This is a genomic window from Paenibacillus donghaensis (genome assembly GCF_002192415.1).
Classification (GTDB): domain Bacteria; phylum Bacillota; class Bacilli; order Paenibacillales; family Paenibacillaceae; genus Paenibacillus_AQ; species Paenibacillus_AQ donghaensis.
In genome coordinates this window covers 5,108,706-5,122,002 of the sequence record NZ_CP021780.1, presented here as the reverse complement: position 1 = coordinate 5,122,002, position 13,297 = coordinate 5,108,706, and the positions used below count along the sequence as shown (strand labels likewise).

General features: G+C 47.6%; 20 protein-coding genes and 2 pseudogenes. 12 read left to right on the top strand and 10 right to left on the bottom strand.

All coding sequences use genetic code 11. From position 1 onward, the window contains the following. Positions 1-16: 16 nt before the first annotated feature. The 5 genes and pseudogenes from B9T62_RS39420 to B9T62_RS23455 all read left to right on the top strand — a co-directional run bounded on the left by B9T62_RS39420 (position 17) and on the right by B9T62_RS23455 (position 3,452). Complete coding sequence (locus B9T62_RS39420; protein ID WP_157793986.1) at positions 17-178, top strand: hypothetical protein; 162 nt, start codon at positions 17-19, stop codon at positions 176-178. A 175-nt stretch (positions 179-353) separates the two neighbouring features. Then, a pseudogene (locus tag B9T62_RS23470) lies at positions 354-961 on the top strand (reverse transcriptase domain-containing protein); the annotation flags it as partial. 114 nt (positions 962-1,075) lie between these two features. Further along, positions 1,076-2,372 (top strand): annotated as a pseudogene (locus tag B9T62_RS23465) (IS110 family RNA-guided transposase). Between the two features lie 449 nt (positions 2,373-2,821). Beyond that, positions 2,822-2,983, top strand: a complete 162-nt coding sequence (locus tag B9T62_RS40875; RefSeq protein WP_245864018.1) for a reverse transcriptase domain-containing protein — start codon at positions 2,822-2,824, stop codon at positions 2,981-2,983. Continuing rightward, positions 2,976-3,452, top strand: a complete 477-nt coding sequence (locus tag B9T62_RS23455) for a group II intron maturase-specific domain-containing protein (protein ID WP_157793984.1) — start codon at positions 2,976-2,978, stop codon at positions 3,450-3,452. The genes B9T62_RS40875 and B9T62_RS23455 overlap by 8 nt, the downstream gene beginning before the upstream one ends. A gap of 602 nt (positions 3,453-4,054) precedes the next feature. Here B9T62_RS23455 and B9T62_RS23450 read toward each other — a convergent pair. Then, complete coding sequence (locus B9T62_RS23450) at positions 4,055-4,615, bottom strand: hypothetical protein (RefSeq protein WP_087917503.1); 561 nt, start codon at positions 4,613-4,615, stop codon at positions 4,055-4,057. Between the two features lie 124 nt (positions 4,616-4,739). Beyond that, entirely contained in the window at positions 4,740-5,087 is a 348-nt protein-coding gene (locus B9T62_RS23445) for a hypothetical protein (protein WP_087917502.1), read from the bottom strand. A 710-nt stretch (positions 5,088-5,797) separates the two neighbouring features. On the opposite strand from B9T62_RS23445, the gene B9T62_RS23440 reads away from it, so the two are divergent. Beyond that, positions 5,798-5,983 carry a hypothetical protein gene (locus B9T62_RS23440; protein WP_169834430.1) on the top strand — a complete coding sequence of 62 codons (186 nt, stop codon included), beginning with the start codon at positions 5,798-5,800 and terminating at the stop codon, positions 5,981-5,983. 308 nt (positions 5,984-6,291) lie between these two features. Further along, the gene (locus B9T62_RS23435; RefSeq protein WP_087917500.1) at positions 6,292-6,609 is read left to right on the top strand and encodes a hypothetical protein; all 318 of its coding nucleotides are present in this window, start codon (positions 6,292-6,294) and stop codon (positions 6,607-6,609) included. A 73-nt stretch (positions 6,610-6,682) separates the two neighbouring features. Here B9T62_RS23435 and B9T62_RS39415 read toward each other — a convergent pair whose 3' ends face one another. The 3 genes from B9T62_RS39415 to B9T62_RS23425 form a co-directional block, all read right to left on the bottom strand. Further along, positions 6,683-6,856 carry a hypothetical protein gene (locus B9T62_RS39415; protein WP_157793983.1) on the bottom strand — a complete coding sequence of 58 codons (174 nt, stop codon included), beginning with the start codon at positions 6,854-6,856 and terminating at the stop codon, positions 6,683-6,685. A 51-nt stretch (positions 6,857-6,907) separates the two neighbouring features. After that, a complete protein-coding gene (locus B9T62_RS23430) occupies positions 6,908-7,456 on the bottom strand; it encodes an ImmA/IrrE family metallo-endopeptidase (RefSeq protein ID WP_087917499.1) in 549 nt (182 codons plus the stop codon). Between the two features lie 264 nt (positions 7,457-7,720). After that, positions 7,721-7,897, bottom strand: a complete 177-nt coding sequence (locus tag B9T62_RS23425; protein WP_087917498.1) for a YjfB family protein — start codon at positions 7,895-7,897, stop codon at positions 7,721-7,723. A gap of 142 nt (positions 7,898-8,039) precedes the next feature. On the opposite strand from B9T62_RS23425, the gene B9T62_RS40870 reads away from it, so the two are divergent. Then, complete coding sequence (locus tag B9T62_RS40870) at positions 8,040-8,192, top strand: hypothetical protein (RefSeq protein WP_245864016.1); 153 nt, start codon at positions 8,040-8,042, stop codon at positions 8,190-8,192. Positions 8,193-8,271: 79 nt separating this feature from the next. On the opposite strand, the gene B9T62_RS23420 is transcribed toward B9T62_RS40870, so the two are convergent. Both B9T62_RS23420 and B9T62_RS23415 read right to left on the bottom strand, forming a co-directional pair. Then, positions 8,272-8,715: a NucA/NucB deoxyribonuclease domain-containing protein gene (locus B9T62_RS23420; protein WP_087917497.1), complete on the bottom strand. Its 444-nt coding sequence runs from the start codon at positions 8,713-8,715 to the stop codon at positions 8,272-8,274. Positions 8,716-8,775: 60 nt separating this feature from the next. Next, positions 8,776-9,255, bottom strand: a complete 480-nt coding sequence (locus tag B9T62_RS23415; protein WP_087917496.1) for a PH domain-containing protein — start codon at positions 9,253-9,255, stop codon at positions 8,776-8,778. A gap of 124 nt (positions 9,256-9,379) precedes the next feature. Between B9T62_RS23415 and B9T62_RS23410 the strand changes: the two genes are divergently transcribed. Next, positions 9,380-9,937, top strand: coding sequence for a hypothetical protein (locus tag B9T62_RS23410; RefSeq protein ID WP_087917495.1), 558 nt, complete (start codon positions 9,380-9,382; stop codon positions 9,935-9,937). Positions 9,938-10,004: 67 nt separating this feature from the next. On the opposite strand, the gene B9T62_RS23405 is transcribed toward B9T62_RS23410, so the two are convergent. Together B9T62_RS23405 and B9T62_RS40865 are read right to left on the bottom strand one after the other, a co-directional pair. Beyond that, positions 10,005-10,610, bottom strand: a complete 606-nt coding sequence (locus tag B9T62_RS23405; protein ID WP_245864014.1) for an MmyB family transcriptional regulator — start codon at positions 10,608-10,610, stop codon at positions 10,005-10,007. Next, complete coding sequence (locus tag B9T62_RS40865) at positions 10,607-10,804, bottom strand: helix-turn-helix domain-containing protein (protein ID WP_245864012.1); 198 nt, start codon at positions 10,802-10,804, stop codon at positions 10,607-10,609. The genes B9T62_RS23405 and B9T62_RS40865 overlap by 4 nt, the downstream gene beginning before the upstream one ends. Positions 10,805-11,101: 297 nt before the next feature. On the opposite strand from B9T62_RS40865, the gene B9T62_RS23400 reads away from it, so the two are divergent. Further along, positions 11,102-11,437, top strand: coding sequence for a YolD-like family protein (locus B9T62_RS23400; protein WP_087917494.1), 336 nt, complete (start codon positions 11,102-11,104; stop codon positions 11,435-11,437). A gap of 22 nt (positions 11,438-11,459) precedes the next feature. Here B9T62_RS23400 and B9T62_RS40045 read toward each other — a convergent pair whose 3' ends face one another. After that, positions 11,460-11,621 carry a hypothetical protein gene (locus tag B9T62_RS40045; protein WP_169834429.1) on the bottom strand — a complete coding sequence of 54 codons (162 nt, stop codon included), beginning with the start codon at positions 11,619-11,621 and terminating at the stop codon, positions 11,460-11,462. A gap of 102 nt (positions 11,622-11,723) precedes the next feature. Here B9T62_RS40045 and B9T62_RS41325 point away from each other — a divergent pair, with 102 nt between their 5' ends. Both B9T62_RS41325 and B9T62_RS40850 read left to right on the top strand, forming a co-directional pair. Next, entirely contained in the window at positions 11,724-12,413 is a 690-nt protein-coding gene (locus B9T62_RS41325) for a M15 family metallopeptidase (protein ID WP_087917493.1), read from the top strand. Between the two features lie 63 nt (positions 12,414-12,476). Further along, positions 12,477-13,034, top strand: coding sequence for a WGxxGxxG family protein (locus tag B9T62_RS40850; RefSeq protein ID WP_087917492.1), 558 nt, complete (start codon positions 12,477-12,479; stop codon positions 13,032-13,034). Positions 13,035-13,297 lie beyond the last annotated feature (263 nt).

The following is a 13,297-nucleotide window of genomic DNA, read 5'->3' as shown; positions in this document are numbered from 1 at the left end:
AGGCGTGCGAGAGTAAATGAAGCAGATAGATGGAGAGGAAGATAGCGTTTTTACCTGGGGAGATCTGTGCGAAAGACGAAGACCACTTCGTAACCCTGCCCGTGAGGACAGGCTGAACGTACAGAAGTCAGCAGACGCCATAGTACGCAAGCTGTTGCAACAGCTGCGGAAGGGCTGAACATGAAATAGGTATTTGTACACCCAGGCGTTCAAGATGAGTAATGAAAGCAGAAAAAAATCCGAAAGGACCTAACTGAAGGAGGAAGCGGTGAATCCCATGTGGGACTTCGGCAGGGCAGAATTCATCTCTGGCACAAGAGGAAGGTACAAATCACGCAAGGAGTTGTAGAGAAATGTTGGAGCAGCTGTTATCGCGGGGAAATCTCCTTGAAGCACTAAAACGTGTAGAAGCGAATAAAGGAAGCCACGGCGTAGATGGAATGTCCGTAAAATCCTTACGAGAACACATCAAACAAAACTGACAGACCATTCGTCTTGCGATTGAAGAGGGAACCTACCAACCTAGCCCTGTGCGTCGGGTCGAAATCCCGAAACTGAATGGTGGAGGTGTCAGGAAATTAGGTATTCCCTCCGTGACAGACCGAATGCTCCAGCAAGCAATCGCTCAGACGTTATCCCATTGTTTGATCCGCAGTTTTCTGAACACAGCTATGGATTTCGCCCGAAAAGGCGAGGATATGATGCAGTAAGGAAAGCTAGAGCATTCATGAAAGAAGGCTATCGATTCGTAGTCGACCTGGACTTGGAGAAATTCTTCGACCGCGTCAACCATGACCGCCTCATGATGAAGATAGCAGAGAAAGTGAAGGACAAGAAAGTCCTTCTGCTTATTCGAAAATACCTTCAATCGGGAGTGATGGAGAACGGTTTAGTTAAACCGACTGTTGAAGGAGCGCCGCAAGGAGGATTATGCAAAGCTTTGCATAATACTTTACTTCTCATAAGGAGCCATTCCTGTAATGAATTAATTTGAGGTTTGAAAGAAAAAAGCGCCAACTGTATACTGGGAAACGTTCCGACCAAAGAACAAATTCCAGCGCAGGAGGCACTCAACATGAAGTATAAACAATCGAAGAAACAGAATCAACGGATTACACGAATTTCTGACAAGACCCTTGTCGTAGGCGCAGACATTGCTAAAGAAACCCACGTGGCCCGTGCCATCGACTTTCGGGGCATTGAACTGGGAAAGGACTGTGTGTTCTCCAATACCCGTACCGGGCTGGAACAACTGGTTCAGTGGATGAAGGAGCTTCAGCAGGAGCATGCCAAGAGTGACGTCCTCTTTGGCATTGAGCCTACCGGACACTACTGGTTTAATCTGGCCGAATACTTGGGACAGCAAGGGATTCCTTTGGTCATCGTCAATCCGCATCATGTACACAAAAGCAAAGAACTGGAAGACAACTCACCGACGAAAAACGACTATAAGGATGCAAAAGTCATTGCCGATTTAGTGCGTAACGGGAAGTACAGCGAAACCGAAACTGCCGACGAACCTCTATGCAGATCTGCGGATTCTCATGAATCTTCGCGAGAAAATCATGGTGAACCTCGGGCAGGTACAAAGACGAATGCAGAACTGGCAGGATCGATTTTTCCCGGAGTACACAAAGGTTTTTAAAGACTGGGAGGGGAAAGCCTCCCTTATTACGTTAAGCGAGTTTCCGACGCCAGAAGAGATCGTAGCGCTCGGTACAGAGGCCATTGTGAAGCGATGGAAGAAGGACGTGAAGCGCGCCGTAGGGACGAAACGAGCGGAGCAACTGGTCGAAACTGCAAGAAGATCCATCGGGCTTACCGAAGGACTTCCCGCAGCCAAAATAGAGATTAAAACGCTTCTGGAGCAGTACGAAATGTTCGCCAGACAACTCGAAGAGATTCTGGTCGAGGTGGAACGTCTACTTGCACAAATTCCGGGAACGAAGGAGATGCTCACTGTGCCGGGTGTGGCCGTAGTCACCTTGGCGGGGTTCCTTGCAGAAGTAGGGGATCTAAGCAGTTACGAGCACGGACAGCAGATCATACGGCTGGCCGGACTGAATCTCAAAGAAAACAGTTCAGGAAAGAAAAAAGGCAAGTCCAGCATTACCAAACGTGGACGTGCAAGGCTAAGAGCCCTGCTGTTCCGGGCGGTCATGCCCATGGTAGCGAAGAACGCGGAGTTCAAGGCGCTGCACCAGTACTTTACGACACGAAGTCAAAATCCATTGAAGAAAAAGCAATCCCTTGTGGCGTTATGCGGAAAACTTATACGCGTCCTGCATACACTCGGTACGAAGCGAATTCCGTACGACGCTAACGACGTGTTAGGGCCGGTACGTCTGGCCCAGCTACAGATGGCAGCTTAAGAAAAGACCAGACTCTTTTTGCTCATTGAAGTAGGAATGACCAAAGACAAAAGAAGCACGGAGCAGCCGCAGGAATCAATTCCATAAGGGCAACGACCCTGTAAAGGAGCAAGAAACGGCGTCCACCTCTTGAGAGGCAGAACGAAGGAATGTAAGGGCAAAGACCCCGCGTGACATGGGAGGGTAAGCCGTCAAGAGACAGGTGTGGATATCCAAAGTGCGATTACAGAATGTATCTTTGGGTTGGGGATAACTCCCCCACTCTCTATTCCCGCCACCGGCTCTTCCAGAAAATAATGTCATCCTTACATGACTATTCCAACTCTCAATCTGTCAATGAATGAAAACCTGAGAACGAGTGAGCAAATAAGAGTAAATATTAATTTATAGTGGGAGGAGTTATAAGCCCGCTACTGGCGAATATCTATCTGCATCCGCTGGACCTAGCCATGACCGAAAGAGGGCACCGCCTCGTGCGTTACGCGGACGACTTTGTCATTTGTTGCAAAACCCAAAAAGGGGCGGAACGCGTGCGGAGAATTGTCGTTAAACTGCTGGAAAAGGAACAGGGGCTAAAAGTACATCCGGAAAAAGACACGAATCGTGAATAGCAAACGAGAAAGATTTGTCTTTTTGGGCCACGAGTTCAAGCCCGGCAAGTATGTAGGACCGACACCGAAAGCCGTGGAGAAGTTTAAGGAACGGGTAAAAGAAATCACGCGAAGAAACCAAACGGTGGATATCGAGCAACTGGTGAAGAAGAAATTGAATCCGTACCTACATGGATGGGGGAACTATTTCGGAATTGGAGATGTAAAGAAGCGATTTCAAGGATGGGATGCATGGATACGGAGGCGACTTCGAATGGTCCAACTGCGAAGCTGGAAAAAGATACGAAAGCTGCATCGGGAATTGAGACGCAGGGGCTGGGACAATGAATTGCCGGGTCTGCGGATGACGGCCTGGCGCAGCTCCCACTCGACCTACGCTCAGTATGCCATGCCCAATACGTGGTTTGAGGAAATAAAACTTTGCAGTCTGACGGAGATTTACAATAACCTTCATCCCCAGAGGGGATAACTGTCGGAAGAGCCGTATGCGATGACCCGCACGTTTATGTAGTACATCCAGATAATACTCATAATTAGGATTGCCCAGCACACAATCTTCATTAGTTATACATTCGCTTCAAATCCGGCTATGATTTTCTAGTGCTTGAATATATTTAACGGGATGCTGGATTAAGCCGTGTATTTTATGAAGCAAGGAAATCCGCGAGGTAGAAGAAACTCATACTGTTAAATAGATTTTTTATTAGAATGATTGTTACTACTTAGGTCCCTCTGAGGATGTAGAATGCTACACTAGAGATTTCAGAGAAATTAGATGCAAAAGTGCATTTAATTTCAGCTGGAATTCCTGTTATTGGGCAAATAAGTGCGAATCTGCAACTATTTTCGAGTAAAACGATTGTTTAAGGCTCAGAATCCGAAATTAGATGCGTTTTCGCACTTATTTGCTCTAAAACAGAAAAAATCTTCTAATTAGATGCAGATTCGCAACTAATTCGGTGGATTGGACTTATGTGGCGATCAGACTTTGATGCTCCTATCCTATTGGGTCCTAAGTAGTAACGAATGATTACATAAATAAAGATGCCCCGATCTCCGGGGCGTCTTTATTTATTGAAGTACATATTTACCTGAAGCAGTATACTTATTTGTTTTTGAATTCCAGGTGAAAATTCCTTCTGCTGTATCCCAACCACCTTCTGGTTTATAATCCTTCCAATTTTGATGTATTCGGCCTTTGTTATCAATCTCAACTCCAACATCAGCTATTAATTCAATTTTTTTATTAAGCGTTCCATCTTGCAGGCGATAAACGAATAACTGGGTGTTAGAGGGGAGATATTCCACTGTAAGGGCAACATGTTTTTCTTTTGCTGAGACAGAGAAAATCTTTAATCCCACCTCATCTTCTTCATATTCACCTATTCCCGTATTGATCAAGACAACAACACCCTTGGAGTTAACAAGGAAGAAATTCCCTGATTTTGTAAGGATGAAATTTTCATTTTTTTGGTCATTATTAAGATCTACTGTTTTGATAATCTTAATTACTTCTTTTGGATACTTTTTAAGTAAAATATCTTTTGGATCTTGAGATTGGGCATTAATTATACTCGTAAATGAGTTCAGAAAGAATATTGCACCAACAACCAATGTAATGATTTTTTTCATAAAATAAATTCACCTCATTTTTCTGTGTGTATTGTTATTCGTATGCTACGCCATTGGCTCAACCTTGCTTAAATGAAAAGAGTTAATCACCCTCTCCCGTTTTATCTTATAAGGGCTCTATATCTTAGAAACAATTGGTAATAATTGCTTTATATATCTTTTCGTCTACTTCAATCAGACTCTTTTTACCATCTTTAAACTGGATTGCTAGAACATGAGTCCCTTTGCTTTTGGCAGACAAACCAGCTAATAAGCCGACAGGTCCAAGTAAGAATCCCCCCACTAATCCCCGCCCTACAGCACTTGTAGCACTCTTGGAGTGAGTCTCATTCATTACTTCATATTCTTCTACTGTGTTCTTATCGAGATTGATCGTCTTCATGAATCCAATAGATAGTGAAACTTGACCAAATACAATCACCAGTGCTTTACCTTTATAATCACCAGCTATTACCTTGTTTTTAGCTGCCATAATTATTCCTCCTGTTAATGATTTGCAAAATTAACTCTATCAGAATAAGGTAAATTATACTATGTAGTTTGTACGGGAAAATTGATAAAGAGCTATTGGGGGGATGTCTACAGAATTCAAAAGGCGGAATCGCTACGGGGAAAACAAAGGATTGGGCAAGGGACAATAGAAATCCTCGAACAGGCAATGATTTTGATATAGATTCTGTCTATACTTTTAACGAACGAAAAAAGCACAGGTTATCGCAATAACAAAAAGGACGGCTATAACAATCCAAGTTAACCAATGGTTTGGGTTTAGTGTCCAGCCTATTCCTGAATTTTTGTGAACAAATAGTTTAGTCTTCCAGAAGCCATACCTTATCCCTGCTTTCATACCCCAGTCAACCTAAAGTGCCAGCGAGGGGTCAATTAAACCAGTTTAATTTAAACCCAGCCACAACAAATAATACGATCCATCCCCACAACATGAGTAGACGAAATGGCCGAGGGATAATTAAATATTCGGAATACAGTTTATTGAGTATTTTCAAAGAAATCCCTCCTTTTTTTATCCATAATATCACAAAAACAATCAAATTATAAGTTTGCAAGCCAGCTTGATGTATAATGGAATATATTTCTTATTAATCCCAACCGGAGGGATGGACAATCATAATCCTATTGCTCATATTTCTGCTCGTTGCTCTGATCACAGGGCTGGGTTTGTACATGACATGGCATCAGAAGCGGAGAAGGGCAGGGCTGGGGATATCGCAGATGCTGCTGTCTGTCGTGCTGTATGTGCCGTTGATCTCCGTTTTTAGCAGTCTGGACGGAAGTGTAACCTCGCTCGTCGTTTGTTTGTTTTTATTCTGCGGTGGTTTGGTGATCCTGATTTCCAGCCGATTCAGCTGAGTCTCTTCTGCTAGCAGATCATCCTATCCGCAGGCCTACCAGCCTGCCAAGCCCAAGCATTGGGCAGTCCATTCGCTCACCCTGGAAGGGAAATTCACCTCTATTGCCGGGCAGACAGACACTCAATATTAAGGTACAGACTGGTGGCAAAAAACCTAAGCATATCCAGAACGTAAATGCCGTAGCGATTATTTCTGTTGAAATCAGTATAAGCTGGCTGATTTCGTGTAACATAGAATGTCATGGTATACTTGCAGGGAATGCAGGTTGACGATGGATCTGATCTGTTAATGAGAGGAGATGATGTTGTGAGCGAATGGGCGAAAAAAATAGCCGGCGTATTTATTAACAACGAAACCCGAAGAACAGAAATTCAGCAGCCCTTGAGTGAGCTGTTGATTGAACTGAAAAGCGAACAGGGAATCCGTGAAGCAAGTGTTGAACTGGTCAGTGAATTTCCGCTGGTATGGAATGTTATAATTAATGGCAAGCAAGCGAAGATTAGTGAAGAAGATGTGGCGCTGGCCCAGCGATTGTATGATGAGCCTTATGAGAAGACATTCACCGATCCCAAGCGGGATGTCAATGATGTGCTTAAAGAATTGCTGATGAATAGATTCAAATAGAGAAGCGGGACGAAATCGGCCTTGATGCTGCAATGGCATACAAAGGCCGGTTTATTTGTGTTGCAGCAATTGCTCACAGCTCGAAGTAATCCTCTTTAGGCTCCTGCAGCAGGATGGTGAAGGTTTCTGTGGCATGATCCACCTCAATCGTCTCGATGCCGACAAAATCAGGGACGTCGGGGTGTACGGCGTCAACCTTGTAATTCGGATGGGTCATCAATAACTGAATGAGCTGAATGGCGTCCATGATGCTAATGCTCCCCCCAATAACTAATCCGTTTAGATCTTCATACCGGTATTATTCCCGCAGCAATTGGCGTTTATGTGTGGTCTTGGATTCCGCTCTCCCCATTACGGCCAGTAATTGTCCCTGGAGAATCCGTCTTTGGATCTGGTCAATTCGCTGCAGAGCGAGTTCTACAGGCACCTGAAATTCTGCCGCCACTTGTTGGATGGCCTCTTCTCTAAGCTCAGGTAAGGGCATACGGGAGATCATGGAATAAGGCATCGCCGCATACAGAATGAAACGCTCTGATTCGTCTTCCTGAGAGCTTGTGAATCGCTCAGGCATCAGGGTGTCTTCTCCGGCATGGCGAAGCAGGTGGCATAACTCGTGAAGGAATTCCAGCCGTTGCAGGGAAGATGGAAGGCGGTTGTCGATAAACATGCTGTACATTCCGGCAGAGGCCTCGATACACTTGCTTCTTACATCGAGATAATGAACCCAGATGTTCAGACGGTCGGAAATATAACTGATATTAATCTGTGAAGGCTGGTTAAGGTGCATTCGCTTATACAGGTCTTCTGTCCATTTCTCCAGCACGGTCATTTGATAGTAGGATTGCACATAAACACCTCTTTATAGGATCGTATGTTCGTATTTAGGGCTAAAAGAAAAGCCCGAAGGCTATGTAAAAAATATAAGAAATTATATGTTCCACACTATAATTTATCCTTCTATTTCTCGCAGAAACGGATGCCGCCTCTTGCAGAGGACGGCGATGCCGTTTCTTCTTGAGAAAAGACAAATAAGGGGAGGAGGCAGCTCTACCGCTGCCTCATGTTGGAACAATGTGGGAACTGATGTTCCTGTTTACCTAGCATAAAGCAATTAAACGCGAATATCAAGTGTTTTTCCCAGATTCGGATCTACACTCGAACCAAGCAGCTCTACAAGGTTCTGGCCTTGTGTCTGTGCTTGATCCTTGGCAATATTCAGTACCTGCAGCTGAGCAGACTGCGCCAAGGAAGCCTGGCTCATGGCCATGGATAATGCAGCAATGTCCATTTCGCACCTCCCTTTATACTTATCGACGCTCTCCGCGGCAATGATTAGGTGAAGGACAGTTCTTTACCATTTTGCCCAATCGGCAGAACGCCCTGTTACATATTCTGTGCTGTAGTCAATATTACCTGAGGAGGAATTGAACATGGGTGCAGAATATGGTTGTGGTTGTGGAAATAACGTGGGTGGCGTAGGTCATGGTCCAATCTGTCCGGTAGTAAGTCCTTTTACTTCGACAGGTGCAATTCTGGTTCTCTTTATCCTGCTGGTTATCATCACTAAAGCCTGTTTGTTCTAGACAACAACAATGCCCTTATCCGGCTTCTGCCGGATGGGGGCATTGGTCTCATCTGCGTAACATTGGGCAGTAGTCCAAGCTACTTGAACATAAATTCCACACGCGTACCATCGGCATAATCCTCCAGCTGGTTGCCTACCCAGCTTCCTGCACCGCGGTTGTCGCTTGGGATTATGTATTTGATGTCAGCGCCTGCGCCGCCTTCGCTGCACATGGCCATGGGCCATTCGTCGCGGTCATAGCCTTTTTTGGTGGGGATGCCCTTCAGTGATTCGTTCCGGTTTATCTCAGCCTGATCCCGGTCAATGGTACAAATCGGGGAGTGTCCGCTGCGGATAGCTTCCTTAATGTGCTTGGCGGTTTCAGGATAACGTTCAGCAGGGAAATTGAGGCGGACAAGCTCCCCGCCGGAAGGGCCGGAGGGAATACCCGGAATTTGGTTGCCTTCAGTAATATAGGTGAATAAGGCCAGCAATGCGGTAATGATGAGGCTGATGATCCATTTCTTGTGTTTGGCTTTCATATCTGTTCCTCCTTGGTGTCCACAACAAAAGCCCCGGAGCTCCGGGGCTTTCATCCCTGTCTATATTTGTTCGCGGTAGCTGATGTTATTGGCAAGCTTCTCGTTTCGAACCGCTGTGCGCAAGATGTCCTTCACTTCCTGGACCTTGCGGATTCTGCGGAACAGCAGCTCCGGGGAGGAGGCATCATCCGAAAATACGGTCAGTGTTCCTATACCGAGCATACGCTCGGCGATGGACTGGCCCACAGAGAAATCATTGACGCGCAGCAGCTCGATTTCTTCGATGTTTTTGCCGATTAATCCGGTCTTTACCATAATTCGCTGGCTTGTGAGGGTATACAAGGTTGTATTCAAACCTACCAGTCCTTTAAGGCGGTCCGAGATGCCGGCGGCTTTGCCTTCCCATAACACACTCTCCAGACTTCTGTCCTGGTTTGCCGCTGCCGGATGCCCCGGCGCCGCACCTGTGCTTGCTCCACATTCGCCGCAGAATTTGCTTCCTGAGCGGTACTCCGCACCGCAGGTTGTGCAATAAGGCATAGGCTCTCTTCCTCTCCTAACTACATATAGATTCAATATAACACGGCTCGACACAGATTTACATATATTTCATTTGACGATGAAGCGGTTTCGACATTATCCTGTTAGATGGGGTGATAGTACGATGAGAAAAAGTTTGTTTACAGGGTTGATTGTGCTGGTTATGGTTCTTAGTGCCTGCAGCAGCAATGAGCCCGAAGCCGCGATTCCTGCTTCAGATGACGAAGTTCAGGAAAGCGTAATGAATTTCTACAACGAGATATCCAGAATTGAACAATCAGGGAAGTCCTCTCTGGAGGATTTCAATGCCGCATTAAGCTCCTATTCAGCAGGTGAGGTATCCGCCAAACAGCTCAAGAAGGCGATTAAGCAATTTCAGAAGAATGCAGCCAATCTGACAGAGGAAACAGCGGATGTGGAGATCGTGAGCGGTCTGCCTGAGAATATCCGCAAGCTGCTGGTGGAGTCGATAATCGCTTTTCAGAGCGCCTACAGCTTGAAGGAGGAAGCCTCCAAAAGCGCAGATTCTCCGAATGTCAGTCCTGAGCAGTTCAACAAGATCATTGAGAATGCCGACGTGGCAATGCTGTTCGGAATCTCCAAGCTGAATGAGGCAAGGGTAGCCTCGGGATTAATTGAGCCGGATAGCACAACTACAACAGAGGGCGGCAGCGCGAACTAACGTTTATAAAAGAATACGGATAGGCCAGAACGCTGCACCTGATTCGGACAGCGTTTTTTTGCTGTGCCTATGTTGCTACAGGGGTATAAATACAGCAATGCAGCTCCTTGTTCTCATTGAGAGAGGCAAGGGAATTAATATCAAAAGCAGCTACCTGCTGCGTCTCCCGGAGCTTGAAGTGAACGCGGCTTATTTTCTTGAGCGCAATCTGATGCAGCTCCCACAGCGCGGCAAATTCTGCACTGTCCTCGGCCAGCTGCTGGACCAGGTGCTCAAACCAGGGATCACCGGGATGCTTGTCGTAATAGGTGCGGAACACGGCAACCGAATGTGCGGCGAATTCCTCCCAATTGATCAGCCGCTGGCGCAGGTCTTCATTCAGGAACAAAATACGCAGCATCACACGGTTTGGACCGGTCATGGCGGTGAAATTGGTCACAATCTCATCTGCTGCCGAATTCCAGGCCAGTACCTCCGACCGCTCATTGGTAATGAAGGAAGGGTAATGAAGCTGCTGGATAATAAGCTGCCATTGAGGCGCAAGTCCAGTAGTTGCTGAGGAAGAAGCTGCGCGTACGTTCGGGTTCCACAATTGAAGCAGATGGCTCTGCTCATCGTCCGATAGCTGCAGGGCATGACCTATGCTTTCTATAACTTCCCTTGAAGCGCTCACCTCCCGGCCTTGCTCCAGCCGGTGTAATAGGTTGCGCTCACCCCCGCCAGAATGGCGACCTCCTCCCGCCGCAATCCCGGTGTTCTCCGCTGGCCGTAGGAAGAATGAAAGCCGGCCTGCCCGGGCTGGAGCCGGTCTCTGCGCGAACGCAGGAAGCTGCCGAGTGTTTTTAAGCGGTTGTTCTCACTAATCATGTTTCTCCCCCCATCCTTAATGCTGCCGTTCCAAGCTTGTTACGCTCTATTTTAGTATACTCCTGCAGGGTTAGGCAAAATTGCAGCATATAGAACGTGAACTTAAGAATGTTATATTCGGAGTGGTCAGAAAGCCAGAGGCACCAGACTTTCTGACCACTTTACCGCATCATTCTTAAGTTCATCTTATAAAACGATGTTATTTTTTGCTATTGATTAAACCCAGCAGCTGCGGATATAATACAAACATATGTTCGTTATGAGCGGCATAACCTAAGGGTAGAAGGAGAGGATGGCATGAGCAAGAAGCTGGAGCTGAACGGACTTTGGGAAAGCAGCCGGATGATGCTTCCTGAGCACAAGGCCCGCATCTTGAGCGATGAGCGGGAGACGTTGCGCAAGGAGAAGCCGGTTCTGGATGAGCAGAAGCAGGAGGAGATTGAATGTACGCTGGCCTTATCTCTGCGTAGTCATGTGCGGGTAACGGTGGTCTTGTTTGACCCTTTTAAGGACGTGGAGGTAAGCGGATTTGTTACTTCCATTCATACCCATTCCCGGGAGTTCAAGCTGCAGTGGGCAGAGGAATGGAAGTGGATTGATGTGGATAACATCGTAGAGGCTTACATAGTTTAGAACAAGCGGTCAGTGAGGACAGTTATTTCACTTCGGGCTGTTCGCTTTTCTCATAAGCGATTAGGGTAACACTGGTGTTGCCGGTCAGCTCTGCGATCGCCGTTTCGGCGTTGCGGATGATTTCAAGCGCGTCTTCCTGTTCGCCAAATGCCGCCACCTTGTAGCTGTCGCTGTGTATATCCATCGTTGATCCCACCTTTCTGATTTATTTTTCCCTTTGCTGCCTAGGGGTATGCATACAAGCCGATCGGCGGGCGCTGCATTGAATATACCAGGGGGTGATTACATGCTGACTATGGAACAGGTGTGGAGACAGTCGGCGGACAGAATGGGTTCGCTGCACCCTGCGGTGCAAGCCGGAACGAAAGCACTTGTGCAGCGATGTTATGCGAGAGGAGTATCAGTCCTTATCACTCAGGGTATGCGCAGCATTGCAGAGCAGAATGCCTTATATGCCCAAGGCCGGACGAAACCTGGACCGATTGTTACCAATGCCCGGGGAGGCACCAGTTATCATAACTATGGTCTAGCTGTAGATTTCGCGTTGCTGCTGCCTGACGGAAGCACGGTCTCGTGGGATATGAAACGGGATGGTGACAAGGACCGGCTGGCGGACTGGCTGGAGATTGTGGAGGAAGCCAAGCGGCTTGGCTTCGAGTGGGGAGGCGACTGGACCTCTTTTAAGGATTATTCCCATTTACAGATGGCCTTCGGGCTTAGCATACAGCAGCTTCGGGCAGGTACACGGCCTTCAGCACAGCAAGTCCAGACAACACTGCGCCGGATCAACGGAGGTGAGGACGTGAACAAGGATGTAAAAGTAACCATTACACTGAACGGCGTCACCCTAACCCAAGGCATTCTGGATGCGGGAATAACCTATGTGCCTGTGCGTGCTGTGGCGGAAGCGCTGGGCGCTAAGGTTTCTTACGATCCGGCAAGCCTAACGGTTGATATTGTAAAGCCCAATGTTTGATGTATAGACGGCAGCCTTCAAGGGGAAATTATCAGCGATAACCATTAAAGGGAGGTCAACAACTTGAACAAGCTGATAACAAGCCTGGCATGCTGTACTGTCTTATCGTTGAGTCTGGCGGGAGCCGGCTACGCCTCAAGCGCAGCCGGAACCATGGGTGGTATGGGCGGAACAGAGCATAATCTTGGCAACATGGGCGGCATGAACAATGGTCGGATGAACCTTACGGGAACGCCGGCGCCGGGGACGATGAACCTTACGGGTACGCCAGCGCCGGGGACGATGAACCTTACGGGAACGCCAGCGCCGGGGACGATGAACCTTACGGGAACGCCAGCGCCGGGGACGATGAACCGGGGGACGGGAACAACAGGAACGATGAACCGGGGTACCGGAACGATGAGAGGCAACGACACGATCATGAATGACAAAATCCGCACCCGGGACAACAACACAGTGTCGCCTCTGTCCAACACCACGCCAACCGGCAGATACCGGGCAACCAGCACAACCAATAACGACGGCAACGGTTCCAATTGGGGCTGGCTGGGGCTGATCGGCCTGCTGGGCCTCGCTGGCATGCGCAGCCGGGTAGGCGACCGTGGCGGCGACCGCCGTTAAGCATTTGGGTTTCACCCGCTTCGGCTTCTGTCGGAGCGGGTTTTTGGCGTTCTGTGGTTGGAGCGGCAGGCAACGCGAAGAGGCGCACAAGCCTTTCTTGGAGACTCTGCGCCTCCTGTGGTCTCAAAGTAATCATGACTTCAAGTCCCTAAGTTCCTAAGTTCCCAAGTTCCTAAGTTCCTAAGTTCCTAAGTTCCTAAGTTCCTAAGTTCCTAAGTTCCTAAGTTCCTAAGTTCCTAAGTTCCTAAGTTCCTAAGTTCCTA

Excerpts from the sequence above, each read along its gene's own strand:
- B9T62_RS40045 (WP_169834429.1), bottom strand. The coding sequence starts at position 11,621 with ATGGATATACACAGCGACAGCTACAAGGTGGCGGCATTTGGCGAACAG.
- B9T62_RS40875 (WP_245864018.1), top strand. The coding sequence starts at position 2,822 with ATGACCGAAAGAGGGCACCGCCTCGTGCGTTACGCGGACGACTTTGTC.
- B9T62_RS23400 (WP_087917494.1), top strand. The coding sequence starts at position 11,102 with ATGAGCAAGAAGCTGGAGCTGAACGGACTTTGGGAAAGCAGCCGGATG.
- B9T62_RS39420 (WP_157793986.1), top strand. The coding sequence starts at position 17 with ATGAAGCAGATAGATGGAGAGGAAGATAGCGTTTTTACCTGGGGAGAT.
- B9T62_RS23420 (WP_087917497.1), bottom strand. The coding sequence starts at position 8,715 with ATGAAAGCCAAACACAAGAAATGGATCATCAGCCTCATCATTACCGCA.
- B9T62_RS41325 (WP_087917493.1), top strand. The coding sequence starts at position 11,724 with ATGCTGACTATGGAACAGGTGTGGAGACAGTCGGCGGACAGAATGGGT.
- B9T62_RS40865 (WP_245864012.1), bottom strand. The coding sequence starts at position 10,804 with ATGATTAGTGAGAACAACCGCTTAAAAACACTCGGCAGCTTCCTGCGT.
- B9T62_RS23450 (WP_087917503.1), bottom strand. The coding sequence starts at position 4,615 with ATGAAAAAAATCATTACATTGGTTGTTGGTGCAATATTCTTTCTGAAC.
- B9T62_RS23445 (WP_087917502.1), bottom strand. The coding sequence starts at position 5,087 with ATGGCAGCTAAAAACAAGGTAATAGCTGGTGATTATAAAGGTAAAGCA.
- B9T62_RS40870 (WP_245864016.1), top strand. The coding sequence starts at position 8,040 with ATGGGTGCAGAATATGGTTGTGGTTGTGGAAATAACGTGGGTGGCGTA.
- B9T62_RS23415 (WP_087917496.1), bottom strand. The coding sequence starts at position 9,255 with ATGCCTTATTGCACAACCTGCGGTGCGGAGTACCGCTCAGGAAGCAAA.
- B9T62_RS23410 (WP_087917495.1), top strand. The coding sequence starts at position 9,380 with ATGAGAAAAAGTTTGTTTACAGGGTTGATTGTGCTGGTTATGGTTCTT.
- B9T62_RS39415 (WP_157793983.1), bottom strand. The coding sequence starts at position 6,856 with ATGGACGCCATTCAGCTCATTCAGTTATTGATGACCCATCCGAATTAC.
- B9T62_RS23425 (WP_087917498.1), bottom strand. The coding sequence starts at position 7,897 with ATGGACATTGCTGCATTATCCATGGCCATGAGCCAGGCTTCCTTGGCG.
- B9T62_RS23440 (WP_169834430.1), top strand. The coding sequence starts at position 5,798 with ATGACATGGCATCAGAAGCGGAGAAGGGCAGGGCTGGGGATATCGCAG.